This is a genomic window from Glutamicibacter sp. MCAF14 (genome assembly GCF_052114325.1).
In the GTDB taxonomy this organism is placed as follows: domain Bacteria; phylum Actinomycetota; class Actinomycetes; order Actinomycetales; family Micrococcaceae; genus Glutamicibacter; species Glutamicibacter arilaitensis.
The window spans coordinates 161,926-183,220 of record NZ_JBFREO010000006.1 but is presented as its reverse complement, the minus strand read 5'-3'; the positions used below and the strand labels follow the sequence as shown (position 1 = coordinate 183,220).

Genomic DNA, 21,295 nt, shown 5'->3' with positions numbered 1-21,295 from the left:
CTGAAGGCCAAGTGAAGCGACTGAAACATTCTCGAATTATTTGGAAGGAAAGCGCGTTGCAAAGAGCCAAATGGCCAACGAAAAACATTGGAATTTCGGTTGGATCACGGGCTCACCATGCTCAATTTTGCTGTTAGACATGCTTTACGGACTGGCAACCGCCAGAAGCATTCGGCGAAACATGGCGCTTCTAAGCTCGATATATCAGCAAACACCAACCACGAAGGACTTACGGTCATGAGCACGCAAATTGCAGAAATAACTCGTGAAGCGACTTTGAGCCTGGCTCCGCTTTGCCGCAGCGCAGAGCTGGAACGCGGATGGGGAGAGGCCCTTTGGCTTGAAGGCACCCAGCTGGCACTGTTCCGCACCGAGGAAGACGCGTTCTACGCAACCTCGCACCGCTGCCCCAGCACCGGGGCGAAAGTCATGGCCCGAGGCATCCTGGGGGACACCGTGGTCGAGTCGGTCCACGTGGCCACCGTTGCCTGCCCGCTGCACAAGGAAGTGTATCGACTGGACACCGGGGAATGCCTGAACGCCGATTCGCTGCCGTTGCCCGTGCAGCGGCTCATGGAAATTGAAGGACAGCTATGGATGGAGCAGACCAAATGAGCCTGAAAACAGATCAAGCCATCGACGTTGAACATTCGGCCTGGCAGGGCTGGTACGAGCTCCAAGAGGAGACGGAACTGCTTGCTGCGAGCTAGAGCCGGTTACCGCATTTTCCAGCGTTGGCGTGCAAGAATAATAGAACTCGCATCATCAATTCATCGTAGGGACGAAAGCACATGGCTTTCGTCCCTACGATTTTGCGTTTCAGACGCAATCGCGCAGAAAAGCGGTGCCGACGGTGGATTGGAAATGCAAAAAGGGAAAAGGTCGTCATCACCTACGATGTAAGTACTGGAAAAATTGCGGATGAGTAGGTCAAAACGATGACAGACGAAGAATTCCTAGCAGTGCTAGCTGCGCATAAAGACTCGACTTCCGAGCAGGTATGGAACGCCGTAGTTGCCCGCACCGAAAATGATTGGGTTGGCGATCTGAATTGGGAAGCGAAGTCAGATAACGCACAAGATTTTGACAACTTCTTGCAGAAAGCATTTGCGGGTATGCCTACGCCACCCCGGCTCGAATATGTAGAGACTCTGGTAACGAACTACTCATTTTCAATTGCCGATGTTCCTGGCTCCGAGAACAAAGCCATTCGCGCGATCGAAATTTGCTATGAAAAGATGATCGCGGCAATTTCGAAATCCATCGGCGAATGCGTCATTCCGCTAGCTGAATCACCTGATACAGATGTCGAAGTTTCAGAAGTCGAACACGAGTTGACTCGTTTCCAGCGCTGGACCAAAACGCCGAAATTCCTTAAATAGAGTTGGCTGGGCAACTGGCTCGAGGCTAGTTGCTTACCAGCAGGCTTATACGCAGCTCCGATAATTCTGCTCTCCATGATCGCGGCACTGGCCAACGTTTGATGCCACCTACGATTTTGCGTTTCAGGCGCGATCGCGCAGAAAGGCCGCCAGCTCGCTAGGAGCCGGCCGCCAGCAGAACCATTACGCCAGGGCAGGAGCCTTGGCCAGCAGCTCCTCAATCTTTGATTTGCACCCGCCGCAACCGGTGCCCGCACGGCAATTTTCGCCTACCTGCGCTACGGTTGCGCATCCAGCGCCCACCGCGTGGGCCACCTCGCCGTAGGTGGCACCGGAACACCGGCACAGCTGGTCTTCATCACTGGGGATCGCCGAGATTTGCTCTGTTGCCGGATCATCCAACCGCAACAGGCTGGAGCGGTCTTCAGGCAAGGCGGTGGCCCGTTCATAAGCCAGCACAAGTTCGGCACTGGTTTGCGGCAGTCCCATGGCAAGGAATCCGGTGACCGCATCCTGCCGGGTGACGATCTTCAGATACCGTCCGCGCGCAGGATCCGCATAGATTGTTGCCTGCAGATCGGTATCGTCCCAATAACCGGCGCTGATATCGCCGGCAGCGGTCAGCTCGATGCCTTGGCCCTTGAGCATCAATACATTAGAAGCAGAGAAGTCCGGGGCAGCAAGCGGTTCGGATGCCCCGGAACCAGTAAGCTGCAACAGTTGCTGGGACAACCATGCGGCCTGAGCCCATCCCGGGGCCAGCAGTCCAACCGGCGGCTGTCCGGCAACTTCGGCACAGTCGCCGAGGGCGAAAATTCGCTGCTCGGTATCGGCGCAGAGGAATTCATCGGTCTTAATACCGCGGCCCACCGGCAATCCGCAGCCCGAGGCCAGCTCTGTTCTGGCTCTCACGCCCGTGGAAATGAGCAGGGCATCTGCCTGGATCAGTCCGTGGGTGGAAGTCATCAGGCCAGTGAAACCTTGTGCATCTTTTTGAATGCCACTGGCCTTCGCACCCGGGATCACCTCGACACCTGCTTCACGCAGATTACGGGACAGCAACGCCCCTCCATCTGCATCCACGACGCGTCCCAGCGGGGCCGGACCATGATGCACCAGCACCGCCTGCGCCCCAGTACGCGCAATGGCCAAGGCCGCCTCGATGCCCAGAACACCGCCGCCGAGAATCAAAATGCGCTGGCCCAGCTCGATCGATTTGCGCAGCTGGTGGGCGTCATCCACCGTACGCAGGGCAAAGACTCCGGCTGGCAGTGAAGCATCAGCATGCGGATCGAAGTTCAGGCCGTTGAGCGTGGGGATCACGGTTCGGGCGCCGGTGGCGAAAACAAGCCGGTCGTAGGACACATAGTCGTTGCCGCCCAGATGGATCCGGCGCCGTGAGCGATCGATGCCGGTAGCCTGCACGCCCAAGCGTACTTGGACCCCGGCATCGGCCAAGCGCTGCGGATCCACCATGCTAAGGTGTTCGAACTCGGCGGCTCCGGCTGCCAGTTCAGCGAGCAGCACGCGGTTGTAGGCCAGGTGGTTTTCGGCGCTGATCACCGTTATTTCGCAGTGGCCTGCTGCTGCCGCGGGCAGCAGCCCTTCAATGAGGGAAGCGGCGACGGGGCCGAATCCGATGATGGCGATGCGTTGCGGGCGTTGCTCGTTCATTGTTCCTCTTTCACAGCGCTCAGCGAAACATGGGCGTGCTTGAATTCCGGCATCTTGCTGTGCGGATCGACCTTCGCCTCGGTCAGCAGGTTTGCGGTACCTGAATCCGGGTAGTGGAAGGGCAGGAAGACTGTGTCCAGCCGGGCATCGGAGCTCAGCAGTGCGCGGGCGGTGACTTCACCGCGTTCATTGCTGATCACGACCTTTTGCCCTTGGGCAATCTGGTGGGCCAAGGCTGTGGCTGGATGGATTTCCAGCAGTGCTTCCGGTGCCGCCTTAGCCAGCTCCGGAACCCGGCGCGTCTGGGCGCCGGATTGGTAGTGCTCAAGCAGGCGGCCGGTCACCAGCGACACCGAGGACTTGTCCATCCGGGGTGCTGGTTGGAAATAGACAGGTACCAGCACGGCACGCTGGTCTTCATGGGCAAAACCCTCAAGGAACAATCTCGGGGTGCCATTGCGGATACCTGGCTGGGCCTTCACGTCGGTGCCTGCAGGACATGGCCAGTAGATCGCTGCCCCGGCATCAAGGTCATCCCAGTTCACCCCCGAGTAGTCGGAGAGTCCGCCGGCCGAAGCTAATTTGAGTTCTTCAAAGACTTCTTGGGCATCGGGGGAGAAGCAGCCTGGGGCATCCAGACGCTGGGCGAGCTGGGAGAAGATCCATAGTTCACTGCGCGCATTTTCCGGTGCCGTCAAGGCTGCGCGGCGGCGCAGGATCCGTCCCTCCAAATTGGTCATGGTGCCTTCTTCTTCAGCCCATTGCAGTACCGGCAAGACCAGATCTGCTTGGGCTGCAGTCTCTGAGAGGAAGAAGTCGCAGACCACCAGGAAATCCAGTTTGGTCAGGGAGCTGGCCACGCGTGAGGCATCGGGTGCGGAGATCACCGGGTTAGCCCCGTGGATCAGCATCATGCGCGGACCGCGAGGGGTGCCGAGCGCATCGAAGAGTTCAACGGCTGGAAGCCCGGGACCGGGGATGGCCTCGGGCTCAACACCCCAGACACGGGCTACATGCGCGCGGTGTCCTAGGTCGGTGATCTTGCGGTAGCCCGGAAGCTGGTCGCACTTTTGCCCGTGCTCCCGTCCGCCTTGCCCGTTGCCCTGGCCGGTGATGGTGCCGTAGCCGCCGGCCAGGGTGCCAGGCAGGCCCAGCAGCAGCGCGAGGTTGATGGCGGCGGTGACCGTATCGGTGCCGTTGGAATGCTGCTCGATGCCGCGGCCGGTGAGTATGTAGACCGGTTTGCCGCCGGCCTTCGCTTCGCTGGCCGCTTGGGCCAGAGCCCTGGCGGTGTGCCGGATCTGCTCGGCAGGAACACCGGTGATGCGGGCCGTTCGCTCCGGCCACCAGCTGGCCAGTGAAGCTTTCAAGGAGCCGAAACCATTGGTGCGGGCGGCCAGATAACTGGTGTCGGCCAGGGATTCGGCCACCAGTACGTGAGCCAAGCCCAGCAGCAGCGGAAGATCGGTGGCCGGGGTCGGCTGCAAGTGCCAGCCGGCATTATCGGCACAGAGCTTGGCTGTGGCAGAACGCCGCGGATCAACCACGATCAAGCCGCCGTTTTCCCGGGCCCCGGTTAGATGCCGGACAAAAGGAGGCATCGTATCGGCCACGTTGGAACCGAGCATCAGGATCATCCCGGCCCCATCCAGATCGGCCAGCGGGAAGGGCAATCCCCGGTCCAAGCCAAAAGCTCGGTTGGTGCCGGCAGCGGCCGAGGACATGCAGAACCGGCCGTTATAGTCGATGCGCGAGGTGCCCAGGGCCAGCCGTGCGAACTTGCCCAGCTGGTAGGCCTTTTCATTGGTCAGCGAGCCGGAGCCGAAGACCGCTAGCGCGTCGGCTCCGGATTCAGCGCGGATGCCCAATGCCTTGCTGGCCACCAGATCCAGCGCTTGCTCCCAATCAATCGGTGCAAGGCTTCCGTCGGGTTGGCGAAGCAGCGGTGTTTGCAGGCGTTCTGGGTGATCCAGCAGTTTGGCAGCGCTATAGCCTTTTCGGCACAGCGCCCCGCCATTGGTCTCGAAGTCCCGTCCCTTCAAGCTCACCGGTTCGGTGCTGTGCTCTGGCTGGTTGGGTTCCAAGGTGATGCCGCACTGCAAGGCGCAATATGGACAGTGTGTGTCGGTCATGTCAGACTCCGTGCTGGGCGAAGCGGGTGCCTGGGCGTGCGTAGGTGAACCACGCGGTGGCCATGAGCATCAGGTAGGCAGCGATGAAGATGATGAATGCGGTGGTGTAGGCGCCAGTGCTGGAGATGGACAGGCCCAAGGCCTGGGGAATCAGGAAGCCGCCGTAGGCTCCGATGGCCGAGATCAAGCCCAAGGCCGCGGCCGCCTTGCGTGAAGAATCCACCTGGCCCGCCGGTTTCCCTTCGCCGCTCAGGGCAAAGACTACCGGGATCATCCGGTAGGTCGAGCCATTGCCGATGCCGCTTGCGGTGAAGAGCAACAAAAACAAGAGCAGGAAGCCCCAGAAGCTCGCCCGAGGCAGGCTGAGCACCAGCGCACCGGTAATCAAGGCCATGGCTGCAAAGGTGGCCACGGTAACGCGTGCTCCACCGAGCTTGTCAGCGATTTTGCCGCCGTAGGGGCGGGCCAGGGACGCGACCAATGGGCCGAGGAAGGCCAGGGTGATGGTTGCCGTTCCCAGTGGCAGGGCTGCGTACTCGGGGAAGGTGTCAACGATCAGCTTGGGGAATACTGCCGAGAATCCAATGAAGGATCCAAAGGTTCCCACATAAAGTGCGGAGATGATCCACAGGTGCTTTACCTTCAGGCAGGCAATGGCGCCGCGGATATCGGAGCGCGCCGAACTCAGATTGTGCATGTACTTCCAGGCACCCCATGCGGAGAGGAAGATCAGCGGGATCCAGAGCATTCCTGCCAGCGGAAGCTGCAGGGCCCCGGCGGCGAAGACCGTGACAATGACCGGGACGAGCAGCTGGGCGACCGCCGCGCCAAGGTTGCCGCCGGCTGCGTTCAGCCCTAGTGCCCAACCCTTGCGCGAGGCAGGGTAGAAGTAGGTGATATTGGCCATCGAGGAGGCGAAGTTTCCGCCGCCGAATCCGGTCAGTGCCGCAAGGGTCAGCATGACCCAGAACGGGGTGGCCGGATCGGACAGTGCCATGGAAATGCCGCCGGCTGGTATCAGCAGGAGCAAAGCGGAAATCACTGTCCAGTTGCGTCCGCCGAAACGGGCAACCATGAATGTATAGGGGATGCGCAGAGTTGCCCCGACCAGGCTTGGGATGGAGATGAGCCAGAATAATTCGGTGGTGCTGTAGTTGAATCCGGCTACCGGAAGATAGACCACGACGATGGCGAATAGCTGCCAAATACTGAATCCGAGAAACTCGGCGAAGATGGACCATTTGAGGTTTTGGCTGGCTACCGCCGAACCGGTCTGCTTCCAGAATTCCGGATCCTCAGGAGTCCAGTTGCTGACCCAGCGTCCGGGCTGGACCTCCAGCGCCTGCGATGTTGAAGATGTTTTTAGCTGTGCGCTCACGTGATCCGATCCCTTCTCTAGCACTTGATGCTTCTGAGCTTCTCAAATGGGTATTTCGCTCAGGTGCTCAGGTTGTTGCGCCGAAGGGAACTTAAATTCACCCGGGGGATCGGTGCGCCGATAGGCATCCGTAACGTGTTGGAAACCGGCGCGCGGAGAGCGGGTATGCGGTTCGGGGATTTCGAAGGTGCGGCGGGGGATCGACTACCGTGCCGATCGCCGCTGGTGGGAGGTCGAATTAGCGAAAACACGCCATTTTCATATTCATGATGCAAAAAAGAGATTTCAAAAGAAGTGTTACGTGCGTCACAATCCACTGATAATCTCGTAGCTGTCTATGGCGGGCACCCACCTAATGGGTCGCTATCTACCGGGCATGCAACTGATCGATTTCAGGTGACAAGTGCAACCGGTATCTAGCGCCAAGCAGTGCGCTGCGGAGTTCATGTCCAAAGCATGAGGAGCCACGCGATGAGCGTTACTACCACTGGCCAAGACTATCTTTCGATGGCCATCGATATTGCCACCACAAATGTCCACAACGCCGGCGGGTCATTTGGCGCCGTGGTGGTCACGGCCGACGGCCAGATCTTCGAAGGAGTCAACCGCGTCACGGCCAACAACGACCCATCGACGCACGCCGAGGTGGTCGCCATCCGCACGGCAGCGGCTGCGCTGGGGACCTTTGATTTGAGCGGCTGCGTGCTCTACAGCAGTTGCGAACCCTGCCCGATGTGCCTGGCCACCTCATTATGGGCCCGTATCGGCAAGGTTTTCTTCGCGGCCAACAGGCGTGATGCGGCAGCTGCCGGATTTGATGATGCGGTGTTCTATGGATACTTCGAATCAAAGTCCAACCGCTCGCTGATGCCGGTGAACTGCTTCCAATCGGAAAGCGGAGAGCACCTGTTGCCGTTCAAGGCATGGGATTCCCAAGAATCCCGGACCGACTACTAGAGGGTCCAGGACCATGACCACGACAAGTCGCTTGCCAGCTAGCCCCAAGGACATGCGGCGCGGTAGCAAGCCGCGCCGTCCAGGCGGGCCGGGCAGCATCCTGGACGCATTCTTCAGCATCACCGAACGCGGGTCCACTCTGGCGCGGGAAATGCGCGGTGGAGTCGTCACCTTCTTCACGATGGCCTATATCGTGATCCTCAACCCGCTGATCCTCGGAGGATTCAGCGCCGACGCCGCACCCATGGATGTGGCCGGCAACTGGCTCCCGGCCGCGCAGGTCGGTGCCATGACCGGCCTGACCGCCGGACTGATGACCATCCTGTTCGGACTGGTCGCCAACCTGCCCTTCGGCCTGGCCGCAGGGCTGGGCATCAACTCCTTCCTCGCCGTCTCGGTCATCCAGGACGTCACCTGGCCCGAGGCCATGGGCCTGGTGGTAATCAACGGACTGCTGATCGTGCTGTTCGGAATGACCGGGGTGCGTACCGCGATCTTCCGGGCCATCCCCAAGGACCTGAAAGCCGCGATCACCGTGGGCATCGGGCTGTTCATCACCTTCATCGGGTTCGTGGACTCCGGATTCGTCACCCGCACTGCCGCCGGGCCTCCAGTGCAGCTCGGCGACAGCGGATCGATCGTATCGATCCCCACCATGATCTTCGTGGTGGGCCTGCTGATCATGGGCGCACTGGTGGCCCGCGGGGTGCAAGGCGCGATCCTGATCGGCATCGTGATCTCCACCGTGCTGGCGGTGATAGCCGAAGTGGTCTTCAAGATCGGGCCGGGCGGGGCGGATAATCCGCATGGCTGGCACCTGAACATGCCGGTGCTGCAGGGCAATATCGTCTCGTTGCCGGATCTGTCGCTGGCCGGTGACTTCGACCTGATCGGCTCCTTCAGCCGGATCGGCGCGCTGGCCGCGACCATGCTGGTGTTCACCTTGGTGTTCACGAACTTCTTCGACGCCATGGGCACGATGACCGGCCTGGCGAAGAATGCCGGGCTGGCCCGCAAGGACGGCACCTTCCCGCGGCTGAAGGCGGCGTTTGTGGTCGAGGGCCTGGGCGCGGTGGCCGGAGGCATGGGCTCGTCTTCCTCGAATACCGTCTATGTGGATTCGGCTGCCGGCATCGGGGAAGGGGCGCGCACCGGGCTGGCCTCGGTGATCACCGGGGTGCTGTTCCTCGGCTCGATGTTCTTCACGCCGCTGACCTCCGTGGTTCCCATCGAGGTGGCCGCCGCGGCACTGGTTCTGGTGGGCACCTTGATGTGCGCGCAGATCCGCGAGATCAACTTCAAGCGGTTCTCCAGCGCCATGCCGGCGTTCCTCACCCTGATCACCATGCCGCTGACCTATTCCATAGCCAACGGCATCGGTGCCGGGTTCATCGCCTGGGTGGTGGTGAATACCGCGGCGGGGGGCCACGCAAAGATCCATCCGCTGCTGTGGGTGGTGGCGCTGGGGTTCCTGGTGTACTTCGCCCGAGGGCCCATCACAGCCCTACTGGCCTGAGCCGATACGGGCTATAGTAAGGATCCATCGAGGTGGGCTGGCTCACTTCGACGGGTTGGATGCATGTCGAAAATCCGAATTCTGGAGGGCAATCATGGGCGGATGCCTCGCCTGGTCCAAGGGCCAGATCGCGCACGGAGACTGATCGCGCCGCAGCACGCGGCGGCACCTTGCCGAGCCTTGAATCCCCGGCAGGGAGCCAGATCCCGACCATCATCCAATTCATACATGGTGCGTCCGGCGATACCCGGGCGCAGGAGGTGTCAGCGGCATGAGCGCCGAGGCAACGCAAGAGACAAAGTGCCTGGTTACCGTCAACGGGACGGTCCGGGAATTCGACGGACCGCCCCATGCCAACGCGCTGGATTTCCTGCGCGGGCAGCGGCTGATTGGATGCAAGGAAGGCTGCGCCGAAGGCGAATGCGGCGCCTGCTCCATCCTGGTGGCGCGCGGCGACGGGGAGGGCAGCAGGTGGACCGCGGTCAACGCCTGCCTGCTGCCGGCCGCGTCCCTGGACGGCCAAGAAGTGATCACCTCCGAAGGGCTGGGCAGCGTCGCGGACCTGCATCCGGTGCAAGAAGAGATGGCCAACCGCGGAGGATCCCAGTGCGGTTATTGCACCCCCGGATTCATCTGCTCCATGGCCGCCGAATACTACCGTCCCGAGCGGACCGCCAATCCCGCAGTCAGCGCGGAGGACGGCGGCGAGCACGAGTGCGGACCCAATGGCTTCGATTTGCACGCACTGTCGGGCAATCTCTGCCGCTGCACCGGATACCGTCCGATCCGCGACGCCGCCTACGCGCTGGGCGAGCCCGAGGAAGATGACCCGCTGGCCGTCCGGGCACGGCGCACCGCACCGGCCCCGGCAGCCACGGATATCCAGCGCGCCGACACCCCCACCGGGGAAATCGGCCGTTACCGCCGGGCCACCGACCTGGACCAGGCACTGCAGATCCTGGCCGCCGAACCGCGGACCGTGCTGGTGGCCGGTGCCACCGACTGGGGTATGGAAGTCAACATCAAGGGCGCCCGCGCCCGTTCGGTGCTGGCCATCGACCGGCTGCCCGAGCTGCGCCAGATCCAGTTCAATGAGCAGTACCTGGAACTCGGTGCAGGCTGCACGCTCAGCGAGCTGGAACGGAACCTCGCCGGACGGGTCCCGCTGCTGGGAAAGCTCTTCGGTCAATTCGCCTCCCGGCTGATCCGCAATAGTGCCACCCTGGGCGGGAACCTGGGCACCGGCTCGCCCATCGGCGACACCCCTCCGGCGCTGCTGGCGCTGGACGCCGAACTGGTGCTCTCCAGCATCAGGGGCAACCGGGTAGTGGCGCTCGCCGAGTACTTCACCGGCTACCGGCAGACCGTGCGGGAACCGGGGGAGATGATCACCGCGATCCGCATCCCGCTGCCGCTGGCCGAGCTGACCAGCTTCCAGAAGATCTCCAAGCGTCGCTTCGACGATATTTCCTCGGTGGCCGTCGGCTACGCGGTGACGGTCACCGACGGCGTGATCTCCAAGGTGCGGATCGGGTTGGGCGGCGTGGCAGCCACCCCGCTGCGTGCCAAGGCTACCGAAGAGATGCTGGAAGGCAAGGAATGGAACCTGGACACCATCCGGGCCGCCGCGCACACCATGGGCCAAGAAGGAACCCCGATGGATGACCACCGGGCCAGCGCGGATTACCGCAAGGCCATGCTGGCCTCCTCGCTGGAACGGTTCTACGCCGAGCAGCTGACGCGCTCGGGTGCAGGACAGGAGCAGAACTCATGAGCCAGCTATCCCAACGCCCCGATAACGCAGTGGTCGGCCAGCGCCACCGCCACGAATCCGCCGCCGCGCACGTCACCGGCACCGCACTGTATACCGATGACCTCGCGCAGCGCCTGGCCGGGGTGCTGCATGCCTACCCGGTGCAGTCCACCTGCGCCCACGCGAAAATCTTGGGCCTGGATGCCAGTGCGGCGCTGGAAGTGCCCGGAGTCGTCAGAGTGATTACCGCGGCAGATATTCCCGGAGTCAATGACCAGGGTGCCAAGCATGACGAGCCGCTGCTGCCGGTGGACGAGGTGATGTTCTTCGGGCAACCCGTTGCATGGGTCTTGGGCGAAGACTTGGAAGCGGCGAAGGCCGGAGCCAAGGCGGTGAACGTCGACTATGAGCAGCTGGATTCGCTGATCACCATCAAGGAAGCCATCGCGGCCGGCAGCTTCCACGGCATCCAGCCCGAGATCGCCAAGGGGGACCCGGAGGCAGGCTTCGCGCAGTCGGCCCATGTTTTCGAGGGCGAGTTCGAGTTCGCCGGACAGGAGCACTTCTACCTGGAAACGCAGAATTCGCTGGCCATGGTGGATGAGAGCGGGCAGATCATGATCCACTGCTCCACCCAGCATCCCACCGAAACCCAGGACATCGTCTCGCATGTGCTGGGCATCAGCGCCCATGAGGTGACCGTGCAGGTGCTGCGCATGGGTGGCGGATTCGGTGGCAAGGAAATGCAGCCCCACGGCTATGCCGCACTGGCGGCCCTCGGCTCGGTGCTCACCGGGCGTCCGGTGCGGGTGCGGCTGGACCGCACCCTGGACATGACCATGACCGGCAAGCGACACGGATTCCATGCCAGCTGGAAGATCGGTTTCGACGAGCAGGGCAAGATCCTCGCGCTGCAGGCGCAGCTGACCGCTGACGGCGGGTGGAGCCTGGACCTGTCCGAACCGGTGCTGACCCGGGCAATGTGCCATATCGACAATTCCTACTGGATCCCGAACATCAAGGTCTCGGGGCGCATCGCCAAATGCCATAAGACCTCGCAAACTGCGTTCCGCGGTTTCGGCGGTCCGCAGGGCATGCTGGTCATGGAAGACATCCTGGGCCGGGTGGCCCCGCAGCTGGGATTGGACGCCAGGGAACTGCGCCGGCGCAACTTCTACACCGAAGGCCAGGACACCCCGTACTACCAGCCGGTGAGGCATCCCGAGCGGCTGGAAGCCGCCTGGAACCAGATGCTCAATTCGGCAGGCATCGCCGCGCGAGAACAGCAGATTGCGCAGTTCAACGCATCCCATGAGCATGTTAAGCGGGGGTTGGCCTTGACCCCGGTGAAATTCGGCATCTCCTTCAACCTCACCGCCTTCAACCAGGGCGGAGCGCTGGTGCTGGTCTACAAGGATGGTTCGGTGCTGGTCAACCACGGTGGGACCGAAATGGGCCAGGGCCTGCACACCAAGATGCTGCAGGTGGCCGCCACCGCCCTGGGCGTGCCGCTGTCCATGGTACGCAACGCACCGACGCGCACCGACAAGGTGCCCAACACCTCGGCCACCGCGGCCAGCTCGGGCAGCGACCTGAACGGCGGCGCGGTCAAGGATGCATGCGAGCAGATCCGGGACCGGCTGGCGCAGGTGGCTGCCGGCATGCTCGGGGTTCCGGCCCAGGATGTCCGCTTCGGCGGCGGCCGGGTCACCGCGCTGGGCAAGAGCGAATCCCTGGATTGGGCGGATGTGGTCAGTGCCGCGTACTTCCAGCGGATCCAGCTCTCGGCCGCAGGTTTCTACCGGACGGAGGGGCTGCATTGGGATCTGTCGCGGATGACCGGCAGCCCGTTCAAGTACTTCGCCTACGGGGTGGCGGCCAGCGAGGTGGAAGTCAGCGGATTTGACGGCTCCCATGTGCTGCGCCGCGTGGATATCGTCCATGACGTCGGGGACTCACTCTCGCCGCTGGTGGACTTGGGGCAGATCGAGGGCGGGTTTGTGCAGGGTACCGGCTGGCTGACCCTGGAGGACCTGCGCTGGGACACCTCCGATGGCCCGAACCGCGGACGGGTCGCCACCCAGGCCGCGAGCACCTACAAGATCCCGAGCTTCTCCGAGATGCCCGAGGTCTTCAACGTCAGCCTGCTGGAGAAGGCGCATGAGGAAGGCGCAGTCTACGGTTCCAAGGCCGTGGGTGAACCTCCGCTGATGCTCGCCTTCTCGGTGCGCGAGGCGATCCGGCAGGCTGTAGCAGCCTTCGGCCCCGCCGGATGCTCCGTGCATCTGGCGTCCCCGGCCACACCGGAAGCGGTGTTCTGGGCGATTGAATCGGTGCGGAAGGGGCAGCAGCCATGAGCTCGTGGATTGAAACGGTCACCGCGCTGCGCAATGAGCGGCGTCCGGGTGTGCTGGCCACCATTACCGCGGTGCGCGGGCATGCCCCGCGCGAGCCGGGCGCGAAGATGGTGATTGCCAGCCAGGAAATCTTCGGGACCATCGGCGGGGGAAACCTGGAGATGGCGGTGATGGAACGGGCCCGGCAGATGATCGCCCAGGGCGAGAGCCGGCCGCAGAGCATCAGCATGAAACTCAGCGACAAGGCTCCGGCCACGTTCGGGCGCCAATGCTGCGGCGGCGAAATCACGGTGCTGCTTGAACCGCTGCCGGTTCCCGCCACCGTGGCGATTTTCGGGGTGGGGCATGTGGGCATGGAATTGGCCCGGATCCTCTCCCGCCATGACCTGGTCTTGCACCTGGTGGATTCGCGCGCGGAATTCCTGGAGGAACTTCCCGCCCTGGAACCCAGTGTGGCGCAGATCCATCCGGCGGTGGCGGTGATCGGGGAGCAGGTGCTCAGCTGCCTGCCCACGGGGACCCATGTGCTGATCATGACGCATGATCATGCCGAGGATTTCCACCTGTGCGATGCCGCCCTGCGCCACCCGGGACTGGGCTCCATCGGCCTGATCGGGTCCAGCGCCAAGTGGGCACGCTTCCAGAAGAATCTGGGCGCCAGCGGTTTCAGCGATCAGCAGATCGCCGCGATCCGGTGCCCCATCGGGATCGAGCAGGTGCGCGGCAAGCAGCCGGCGGTGATTGCGGTGTCCGTGGCCGCCGAGCTGCTGGCGCGGATTACGGATGCCGCGAAGCAGCCGGTGCCCAGCCCAGAGCCTGCGCTGAATGCAGAGCCTGCGCTGAACCCAGAGCCTGCGCTGAGCGAAGCGAAGATGAGAATCGTCTAATGCGGGGAACAAGGAGCACTGCTGGGGAGTTTAATGATGTGAGAGCGGTGCCCCTGCGTACCGCGCCCGCAATGCCTAGGAGGCCGATTTCATGTCCATGTTCGACAAGCTGCTGCGCAAGGGCAAGCAAATGGCTGGCCAGTACGTCCGTGAACAGCTTAGCCAGCGCAGCTCCACCAGCAATCAGCGCGGTTATGATCGCGACCAGCGCGGCTACCAGCAGAACCCTGGCGGCTACCAGCAGCCGCAGCGACAGGACTACGGCAACCGCGGCTATGACAACCCGCAGGCCGCAGCGCCTTCGCGCGAGGACCAGGCGGCCATCGAGAAGTACCGCTACATGCTGCGCACCGCTCCGCCGCAGGATATGGAACGCGCCCACGCCGAGGCCTTCGCCCGGCTGACCCCGCAGCAGCGAGAACTGCTGCACCACGAGCTGAACGAGCAGCTGCCGCCGGCAGAACGCCCGAGGACCCAGGACCCGCGGGATCTGGCCCGTTCGGCCACGCGTGCGGAAATATCGCGTCCCGGATTCATGGACAAGCTCCTGGGCTCCGGCGGCAAGGGGCGGAATCTGGGCATGGCTGCCGGTGCGGCCGGCGGGCTCGGGGTTGGCCTGCTTGGCGGCGTGGCGGGTGCGTTCATCGGCACCGCCATTGCCGGGCCGCTGCTTGACGGCTTCGCCGGCATTGGCGAAGAGTTCGGTTCCATGGCAGATGGCCTGGGCGAAACCGTGGCCGGTGCCGGGGAACAGCTCGGCGGCCAGGCCGAGGGAATGTTCGGCGACTTCCTCGGTGGCGCCGGCGGGGATTTCGGCGACTTCGAGTTCTAGCCCCAGCACAGCGAAGCCGGCAGCAACTGCATGTTGCTGCCGGCTTTTTCGCGCCTACTGCTCCACGAGCGGCAGATGCACCAGGGTGCGTTGGCCGTTTTGCACCATGAACCCGCGGCCTGGCGGGAATTCGTGGCGCTTGACGCGCGGGAACGGCACCTTGAACAGCGAGTCCCCGTCATAGGCGTCGGGCTTGAGTGCGATGCCGTGGCGGTTGGACTTCAGCTCGCCGAGCAGCCCGAAGCTGGAGGAGAACGAGTTGATGTCCCCATCGGCGATCAGGAAATGATCCGAGCGGTTGATGGCCTTGAGCAGTTCCTTCATCGGACGCTCGGCATCCGAATCGGCGAACTCGGTGAAGTTCTCCACGACGAACACCATCTTGCCCGGCATGGAGTCGTCCGAGACCAGGTCCAGCATGTCCTTGGCGAACTGCCGGGTCTCGGCCGGGCCTGAAGCACTGCCATTCCACTGCCGCCAGCCGCGCAGCTCGGCGCGCCGGCCGCCAAGGTGGAAGAACTGGGTGGCCGGGTTGGCCCGTTCAAGGGCGGTGACCATGGCGCGCATCGCGTTGGTCTTCCCGCTCTGCGGCGGCCCGGCGATGACGAAGGTGCCGATGGGCTCGAAACCGCATGGACCGAGGGTGGCATCGGACAGGCCGATGGCCGGCAGCCCGTTGACCGTGTCGGGCAGCGCCGCCGCCGCGAATTCCTGGGGGAGGGTTTCGACCCCGGCTGCCTGCGGGGCACCGGTTGCCGCGAGCTCCTGGGCCCAGCTGGTGGTCAGCGCCGTCTGCTCGGCCACATTGGCGGTGCCGCCGAGTACCGCGATCTGCGCCTCGTGGCCCTTGATGATGGCGCGGCCGGGCACGCTGCGCTCATTGAGCACGTCCTTGGCCACGCCCAGCACGTTGTAGGCCTGCTCGTCGGCCATGCGCAGCACCACGCGCTGGGTGATGTTCGCGCTGATCGCGGTGGGCACCGCGCCGAAGCGGTCGGCGGTGGCGACGACGTGGATGCCCAGCGGGCGGCCCTCGCCGACGATGCGCATGAACACCTGGTAGAACTCGCCGCGGCCGTGGCCCAGCTCCCAGTCGTTGCGGAACTGGCCGAAGCCGTCGATCAGCAGGAAGATGCGCGGCTCGGACAGGCTGCCGGTCACCTGGCGGTACTCGCTCAGCGAGGCGGCGTTCGCGGCCGCATAGCGGGCCGAACGCTCATCGAGGTGCTCGGCCAGGATGCGGAAGACGCGCTGGATGCGTTCCACGTCATCGCCGCCAATCACGGCGCCCAGATGCGGCAGCGGTTCGAGCGAACGCAGCGAACTGGTGCCGAAGTCCAGCGCGTACACCGCCGCGGTGCCGGCCGCCGGGTTGGCTCCCGCAGCGATCGCGATGCTGCGCAGCGCCGCGGACTTCCCGGCACCGGAGGTGCCATAGACCAGCAGGTGGCCGTCGGTGTCGGGTTCGAACCAGGCGGTTTCCTGGGCCTGGTGCTCGGGGATGTCGGCCAGCGCCAGCGGGATCCGGCTGTCCGAATCCGGGGCGAGATCGCGCAAGTCCACGGTGGCCGAGAGATCATCGAGCCATGGCCGGCGCGGGGCCGGGATCCCGGCGCCGTTCGAGGCGGCGATGAAACTGGAGACCAGGCGCTTCTGGTCGTTCGGGCCGCTGTTCTCCTCGATGTCCGCATTCTCCGTTTCGGGCTGCTCCCAGACGCGCGCCCCGCCGAAGCGCAGGTCCTCCACGCGCACCTCGGCAGCTTCCGGCTCGTCGGTGGTCCAGCCGCCGGCGTAGCCGGACTGGAAGGGCACCAGCCGTCCCGGGCCGGTCTTGGCGATGCCGCGCCCGGGCAGCGACGGGTCGAAGCCAGCGGCGATGGGGTCCTCCACCACGTCATTGGAGTCCGCGGCATCGGCCATGCGCAACGCCACGCGCAGGTTGGTGTTGGCGCGCAAATTGTCCTTGATCACCCCGGCAGGGCGCTGGGTGGCCAGGATCAGGTGGATGCCCAGGGAGCGGCCGCGCTGGGCGATGTCCACCACGCCGTCCACGAACTCGGGCACCTCCCCGGCCAGGGCGGCGAATTCGTCGACCACCAGCACCAGGGCCGGCGGGGTTTCCGGATCCTGGCGCTTTTCCAGCTCCAGCAAGTCCTTGGCCTTCTTGCGGTGGAAGAGCTTTTCGCGGTGGTGCAGTTCGGCGCGCAGGCTCATCAGCGCGCGGCGGACCAGATGCGGGGAGAGGTCGGTGACCAGCCCGACGCAGTGCGGCAGCTCCACGCAGTCGGCGAAGGCCGAGCCGCCCTTGTAGTCCACGAACAGGAACGTCACCCGGTCGGGGCTGTATTCGGCGGCCATGGCCAGCACCCAGGCCTGCAGGAATTCGGACTTGCCCGAGCCGGTGGTGCCGCCCACCAGCGCGTGCGGGCCCTGGGTGCGCAAATCCAGGCTCATCGCATCCGGGGTGCCCTGGCCGATGAAGGCACGCAGGGTTCCGGCGCGCTTGAGCCGTGGCCGGGCGCCGGTGGCGGCGCGGTCGATCACCGAGTTGTTCTGCTTCCAGCGTTCCAGCACTGCATCCGGGGATTCGGCCAGGTCCGGGCCCAGGATGCGCAGCAGCGACACCGAGTCGGGGATGTCCGAGGAATCCGGGACCAGCGAGCTGGAGTCCACGATCGGGGCCAGCCGGCGGGCGAAGTGCTCGGCGTGCTCGCGCGAGACCCCTTCCACCGACACCTTGACGGCTTCCTCGCCGGCACGCACCCAGCCCACGAGGGCATCATCCAGGCCCTCGGTGACGTCCACGAAGGTGCGGCAGGCCGCGGGCAGCGACTGCACGGTGGGGGCCACGAAGATCGTGTAGATGCCCACGGCCGGGCCGCGCTCGATGATCTGCGAGAGCCGGGCGCGGTCCACCGGGGCGTCATTGGTCACGAACAGCACCAGCGAAAGATCCTTGGCCATCGGCACGCCGGTGGACTGCTCGCCGGCTTCCCTGCCCAGCTCCATGGAGGTGTGCCGGGTGGCCAGCGGGCCCAGCCGGTAGGAGGACGGATCGTTGCGCCGGGCGATGAGCTCTTCGAGGGCGTTGACCAGCACCGTGCCCGAGGTCTGCGTATCGGCCAGCGCCACCTGGGCCAGCGGGGAGCGCGGGCCGGTGGTGTGCGGCAGCCACTTGAACCATTCCAGGTCCTCGGTCCAGGCCGGGTCGATGATCGCTGCGGTGCACAGGTCGTTGGGCGCGTGCAGGCCGAATAGCTGCACCGCCAGCGCGCGCAGCGCATCGGCGGATTGCAGCCGCGGCCCGGCAATGCCGATGGCGCCGGCCGAGGGCAGCAGCTCGATGATCGGCACGTCCTCGATCATCCGGTATTGGGCGGTGAGCGCGTCGACGCGTTCCACGTATTCCTGCAGCCCGGTCCGGTCGGCCAGCGCGGCGACGGTGGTGCGGCTGCGCGCGGTACCCGAGCCCAGCCGCAGGGAGAGGAAGTTCCAGTGCTCCGGGCGCCGGGTCCATAGCAGCGGGCCCAGCGATTCGGCCTGCTCGAAGACGGTCGCGGTGGCCGGGGCCTCGCTGCGCCGGTGCGCGCGTTCGGCTTCCTCCCCGGCCAGCAGGGAATCCTCCAGCGCTTCGAATTGCCGTTCGAAGGTCTCGATTTCCAGGCGCAGCTTGTTGTTGTTCTGGGTGCGCTGGCCGATCAGGTTGCCCAGCATCATCAGCGGCGAGATCAGCACCACGATCAGCGACAGCGCGCGCTGGGTGAGCGAGAAGATCGTCAGGCCCATGATCAGCGGGGCGAAGATCATCGGCCAGGGGAAGAGCTTGGGGCTGGCCTCCTGCGGGATCGCCGGGCGCGGCAGTTCCTCGCCGGGGTAGCGCACCTCCACCCGCGGGGAACGGTTGAAGAGGATCGAGCCGCCCTTCTCATAGACCGGGGAATGGCCGGTGGCGGTCCCGGGCAGCAGCTCGAAGAAGACCTCGGTGGCGCCCAGAGTGATCAGCTGGCCGGGGATCACCGCGACGCGCTGGGCCAGCCCGCCATCGACCAGGATGCCGTTGGCGGAGTTCAGGTCCACCAGCTCGATCTTGCTTCCCACCTCGATGCGCGCATGCCGGGTGGAGACCATGCGGTCGTTGAGCACCACGGTGGCCTTCTCCGAACGCCCCACATAGGAGGTGCCGGCGGGCAGCGCGAAGGCCATGCCCGCATCCGGGCCGTTGGCCACGCGCAGCACCGCTGCCGCCGAGCCGCCCGAGACGAAGGCATCGGTGGTCGGCACGACCTCGATGGTGAAGCCCGAACCCAGTTCGGCCTCGGCCAGCGGGGTGTGCGGATCGAGCTGGACCGGTGCGGTGCCGGCGGCGGTGGCCAGCAGCGTGGGATGCTCGGGAACCTGTTCTCCGGCCAGGGCCCGGGCGGCATCTCCCACGGTGGCGGTGGCATCGCAGGTCAGCACTACGTCGATGGTGCTGGTGTCCTGGCGCCTAAGCGTGGCCTTGATTTTCACTTCGCTGTCTCCTGGAAGGTAATGCGGAAGGTACGGCTGCCTATCTGGACGACATCCCCGTCATTCAGATGCAGGCGGACATTGGGTGGTGCATTGCGCGGGGCGCGGGAGGCGGCGGTGACCTGCGTGCCGTTGCTGGAACCCAGGTCCATGATCCAGGCATTCGCCCCGTCGCAGCCGAAGGCCAGATGCGTCTTGGACAGCAGCCGTTCGGGGTCCTTCAGCGCGACCAGCAGTTCATTGCCGGACTCTTCCGTGGCCTGGGGCGCACGTCCGATCAGCCCGGATTCGGGAACAGGGAGATAGGACCCGTCGTCAAAGGCGAAGGCCGCGCGGCGGACGGTTCCCGTCTGTGGCGCAGATGGCGAATGCCAGTCGCTGTTCTGCGCTCCGATGATGCCCGCTGTGGATCGGGGACGCGCGGGCACTGCGGCGTCATCGTATATGTCGTCCTCGGCGGACGTGCCCAGCGATGGCAGATGCTCGGAAATGTCCCGGTCCGGGCGGGAGATCAGGTATTCGGCACGGGCCAGCGCCCGCGGGTTGGTCGGATCCAGGCCCTTGCGGATATCAACCACGTAGGTTTGGGCGATCTTGTCCATCCAGCTGCGGCGGTGCTCCCGGTCGAAGAAGCAGGACAGCAGCATCAGCAGCGGGCCAATGACCGGGATCAGATGGCTGAGCAGGAAGACGAAGGCGGCGAGGAGGATCCGGCCGAAGCCGGGTGCGGAAAAAGAATCCAGCCGGGCGGCGCGCAGGCGCATGGCGGACTTGCCGGGCGAAGAGCCCCTGCGGCTGTTCATCACGAGCAAGACAACCAGATAGGCCACCAGCAGCAGGGCGCTGACTCCGGACAGGACCAGCGGGACCGTGGAGTAGTGACCTGTCACCAGGAAAATCACGTATCCGATGCCGGCGGGCAGCAGCGCGGCCAGCGAAATGGCGTAGTCGATGAGGCAGGACCAGATCCGGAGGCGTGCTTCGGCTGGCTGCATTCCGAGGGTTGAGGATCTGGCCAGTGCTGCTGCTGAAACTACGTCCATGGGATCTTTCTACTTCAGTTCAATGCCGGCGCGCTACGGGGAGTTCTCCCCATTGAGAGCAAGTCAGCTGCCACACTAGTCTAGTCTGTGGACGAAAAAAAGTGGCCCGGCAGCCGGGCCAGTCGATAAGTTGAGGAGCATTGTTGTGACTGATTTCAAGGCTAATTATGGCGAAATGGAAGCCATGGCATCGAAGCTTGACACCGGGCGCGAGGACTTGGACGGCGTGCTTGAGCAGCTGCAGTCCGGCGTGGACAAGCTGCTCGGCGAGGACTTTACCACTGAGCACGCCTCGGGCCAGTTCGGCGAAGGCTACAAGGACCTGAACGACGGCTTGAAGACCGCGTTCGATGGCATCAACGACATGGCCACTGCGCTGCGCGATATGATGACCCAGATCCAGGACACCGACCGCGGCATGGCCGGCCAGTAGCCGGACGCAATTTTCCGGCTGATGTGGTCGCCTCGTTATTCACGGGGCGACCACATTTCTGATCATGCTGCGTGCATGAGTCGAAGTGGACGTTTGGATTTTAAGGAGTCGTTGCCCCGTGGCCGATGAGATATACCTGGCTCGCCTTGACGAGATTGTTACTGATCTTGGTACCAGCAAGTCTGAATTTGAGGACGCATCACAGGTCGCAAGGGACATTGCACGATCCGTGGGCAACCCGAAGGGCAAAGGAGACCTCAAGAACCGAGTTGAAGATTTTGAGGATGATTGGAACGACACACGAGACGACCTCTTGGAAAGGCTGGCCACCGTGCATCAGAAACTCAATGAGATCCGTTGCACTTTTCAAGAGTGGGACCTTGAAACCAAGAAAGCCTTCCTTAACTCCCGAAGTAGCGACATTCCCAAGGCAGCGAAGTAG

The 21,295-nt window shown here is 64.1% G+C and carries 15 protein-coding genes; 10 read left to right on the top strand and 5 right to left on the bottom strand.

Annotated features, from left to right (window positions below; all coding sequences use genetic code 11):
* Positions 1–237: 237 nt before the first annotated feature.
* Together AB4Y71_RS14420 and AB4Y71_RS14415 are read left to right on the top strand one after the other, a co-directional pair.
* Positions 238–615, top strand: a complete 378-nt coding sequence (locus AB4Y71_RS14420) for a nitrite reductase (NAD(P)H) small subunit (RefSeq protein WP_013350198.1) — start codon at positions 238–240, stop codon at positions 613–615.
* 323 nt (positions 616–938) lie between these two features.
* Positions 939–1,382, top strand: coding sequence for a hypothetical protein (locus AB4Y71_RS14415; protein WP_013350196.1), 444 nt, complete (start codon positions 939–941; stop codon positions 1,380–1,382).
* 183 nt (positions 1,383–1,565) lie between these two features.
* Here the strand turns inward: AB4Y71_RS14415 and AB4Y71_RS14410 are convergent, their stop codons facing one another.
* Genes AB4Y71_RS14410 through AB4Y71_RS14400 form a run of 3 tightly spaced genes read right to left on the bottom strand, consistent with a single transcriptional unit; the run spans position 1,566 to position 6,566 of the window.
* On the bottom strand, positions 1,566–3,056 hold the full coding sequence (locus AB4Y71_RS14410; RefSeq protein WP_441721337.1) for an FAD-dependent oxidoreductase: 1,491 nt from the start codon (positions 3,054–3,056) through the stop codon (positions 1,566–1,568).
* Positions 3,053–5,188, bottom strand: coding sequence for a molybdopterin oxidoreductase family protein (locus AB4Y71_RS14405; RefSeq protein WP_441721335.1), 2,136 nt, complete (start codon positions 5,186–5,188; stop codon positions 3,053–3,055). Before AB4Y71_RS14405 ends, AB4Y71_RS14410 begins: the two co-directional genes overlap by 4 nt.
* Before the next feature lies 1 nt (position 5,189).
* Positions 5,190–6,566 (bottom strand): MFS transporter, encoded by a 1,377-nt coding sequence (locus tag AB4Y71_RS14400; protein WP_441721333.1) that lies wholly within the window; start codon positions 6,564–6,566, stop codon positions 5,190–5,192.
* Positions 6,567–7,037: 471 nt separating this feature from the next.
* Between AB4Y71_RS14400 and AB4Y71_RS14395 the strand changes: the two genes are divergently transcribed.
* The 6 genes from AB4Y71_RS14395 (at position 7,038) to AB4Y71_RS14370 (ending at position 14,868) form a co-directional block, all read left to right on the top strand.
* Entirely contained in the window at positions 7,038–7,523 is a 486-nt protein-coding gene (locus AB4Y71_RS14395) for a nucleoside deaminase (protein WP_441721331.1), read from the top strand.
* 52 nt (positions 7,524–7,575) lie between these two features.
* On the top strand, positions 7,576–9,039 hold the full coding sequence (locus AB4Y71_RS14390; RefSeq protein WP_441721416.1) for an NCS2 family permease: 1,464 nt from the start codon (positions 7,576–7,578) through the stop codon (positions 9,037–9,039).
* A 271-nt stretch (positions 9,040–9,310) separates the two neighbouring features.
* A complete protein-coding gene (locus AB4Y71_RS14385) occupies positions 9,311–10,813 on the top strand; it encodes a xanthine dehydrogenase small subunit (RefSeq protein WP_441721329.1) in 1,503 nt (500 codons plus the stop codon).
* A complete protein-coding gene (gene xdhB, locus AB4Y71_RS14380; protein ID WP_441721327.1) occupies positions 10,810–13,149 on the top strand; it encodes a xanthine dehydrogenase molybdopterin binding subunit in 2,340 nt (779 codons plus the stop codon). The genes AB4Y71_RS14385 and xdhB overlap by 4 nt, the downstream gene beginning before the upstream one ends.
* Positions 13,146–14,036: a xanthine dehydrogenase accessory protein XdhC gene (gene xdhC, locus AB4Y71_RS14375; RefSeq protein ID WP_441721324.1), complete on the top strand. Its 891-nt coding sequence runs from the start codon at positions 13,146–13,148 to the stop codon at positions 14,034–14,036. Before xdhB ends, xdhC begins: the two co-directional genes overlap by 4 nt.
* 91 nt (positions 14,037–14,127) lie before the next feature.
* The gene (locus tag AB4Y71_RS14370) at positions 14,128–14,868 is read left to right on the top strand and encodes a hypothetical protein (protein ID WP_441721322.1); all 741 of its coding nucleotides are present in this window, start codon (positions 14,128–14,130) and stop codon (positions 14,866–14,868) included.
* Between the two features lie 54 nt (positions 14,869–14,922).
* Here AB4Y71_RS14370 and AB4Y71_RS14365 read toward each other — a convergent pair whose 3' ends face one another.
* Both AB4Y71_RS14365 and AB4Y71_RS14360 read right to left on the bottom strand, forming a co-directional pair.
* A complete protein-coding gene (locus AB4Y71_RS14365; protein ID WP_441721319.1) occupies positions 14,923–19,377 on the bottom strand; it encodes an FtsK/SpoIIIE domain-containing protein in 4,455 nt (1,484 codons plus the stop codon).
* Positions 19,374–20,420 (bottom strand): RDD family protein, encoded by a 1,047-nt coding sequence (locus AB4Y71_RS14360; protein ID WP_441721316.1) that lies wholly within the window; start codon positions 20,418–20,420, stop codon positions 19,374–19,376. The genes AB4Y71_RS14365 and AB4Y71_RS14360 overlap by 4 nt, the downstream gene beginning before the upstream one ends.
* 145 nt (positions 20,421–20,565) lie before the next feature.
* Between AB4Y71_RS14360 and AB4Y71_RS14355 the strand changes: the two genes are divergently transcribed.
* Both AB4Y71_RS14355 and AB4Y71_RS14350 read left to right on the top strand, forming a co-directional pair.
* Positions 20,566–20,853, top strand: a complete 288-nt coding sequence (locus tag AB4Y71_RS14355) for a WXG100 family type VII secretion target (protein WP_038993214.1) — start codon at positions 20,566–20,568, stop codon at positions 20,851–20,853.
* Between the two features lie 118 nt (positions 20,854–20,971).
* The gene (locus AB4Y71_RS14350; protein ID WP_441721314.1) at positions 20,972–21,295 is read left to right on the top strand and encodes a hypothetical protein; all 324 of its coding nucleotides are present in this window, start codon (positions 20,972–20,974) and stop codon (positions 21,293–21,295) included.

Bases quoted from the DNA above. Each gene is read 5' to 3' on its own strand.
- AB4Y71_RS14420 (WP_013350198.1), top strand. From the start codon at position 238: ATGAGCACGCAAATTGCAGAAATAACTCGTGAAGCGACTTTGAGCCTG.
- AB4Y71_RS14415 (WP_013350196.1), top strand. From the start codon at position 939: ATGACAGACGAAGAATTCCTAGCAGTGCTAGCTGCGCATAAAGACTCG.
- AB4Y71_RS14410 (WP_441721337.1), bottom strand. From the start codon at position 3,056: ATGAACGAGCAACGCCCGCAACGCATCGCCATCATCGGATTCGGCCCC.
- AB4Y71_RS14405 (WP_441721335.1), bottom strand. From the start codon at position 5,188: ATGACCGACACACACTGTCCATATTGCGCCTTGCAGTGCGGCATCACC.
- AB4Y71_RS14395 (WP_441721331.1), top strand. From the start codon at position 7,038: ATGAGCGTTACTACCACTGGCCAAGACTATCTTTCGATGGCCATCGAT.
- AB4Y71_RS14390 (WP_441721416.1), top strand. From the start codon at position 7,576: ATGCGGCGCGGTAGCAAGCCGCGCCGTCCAGGCGGGCCGGGCAGCATC.
- AB4Y71_RS14385 (WP_441721329.1), top strand. From the start codon at position 9,311: ATGAGCGCCGAGGCAACGCAAGAGACAAAGTGCCTGGTTACCGTCAAC.
- xdhB (WP_441721327.1), top strand. From the start codon at position 10,810: ATGAGCCAGCTATCCCAACGCCCCGATAACGCAGTGGTCGGCCAGCGC.
- xdhC (WP_441721324.1), top strand. From the start codon at position 13,146: ATGAGCTCGTGGATTGAAACGGTCACCGCGCTGCGCAATGAGCGGCGT.
- AB4Y71_RS14370 (WP_441721322.1), top strand. From the start codon at position 14,128: ATGTCCATGTTCGACAAGCTGCTGCGCAAGGGCAAGCAAATGGCTGGC.
- AB4Y71_RS14360 (WP_441721316.1), bottom strand. From the start codon at position 20,420: ATGGACGTAGTTTCAGCAGCAGCACTGGCCAGATCCTCAACCCTCGGA.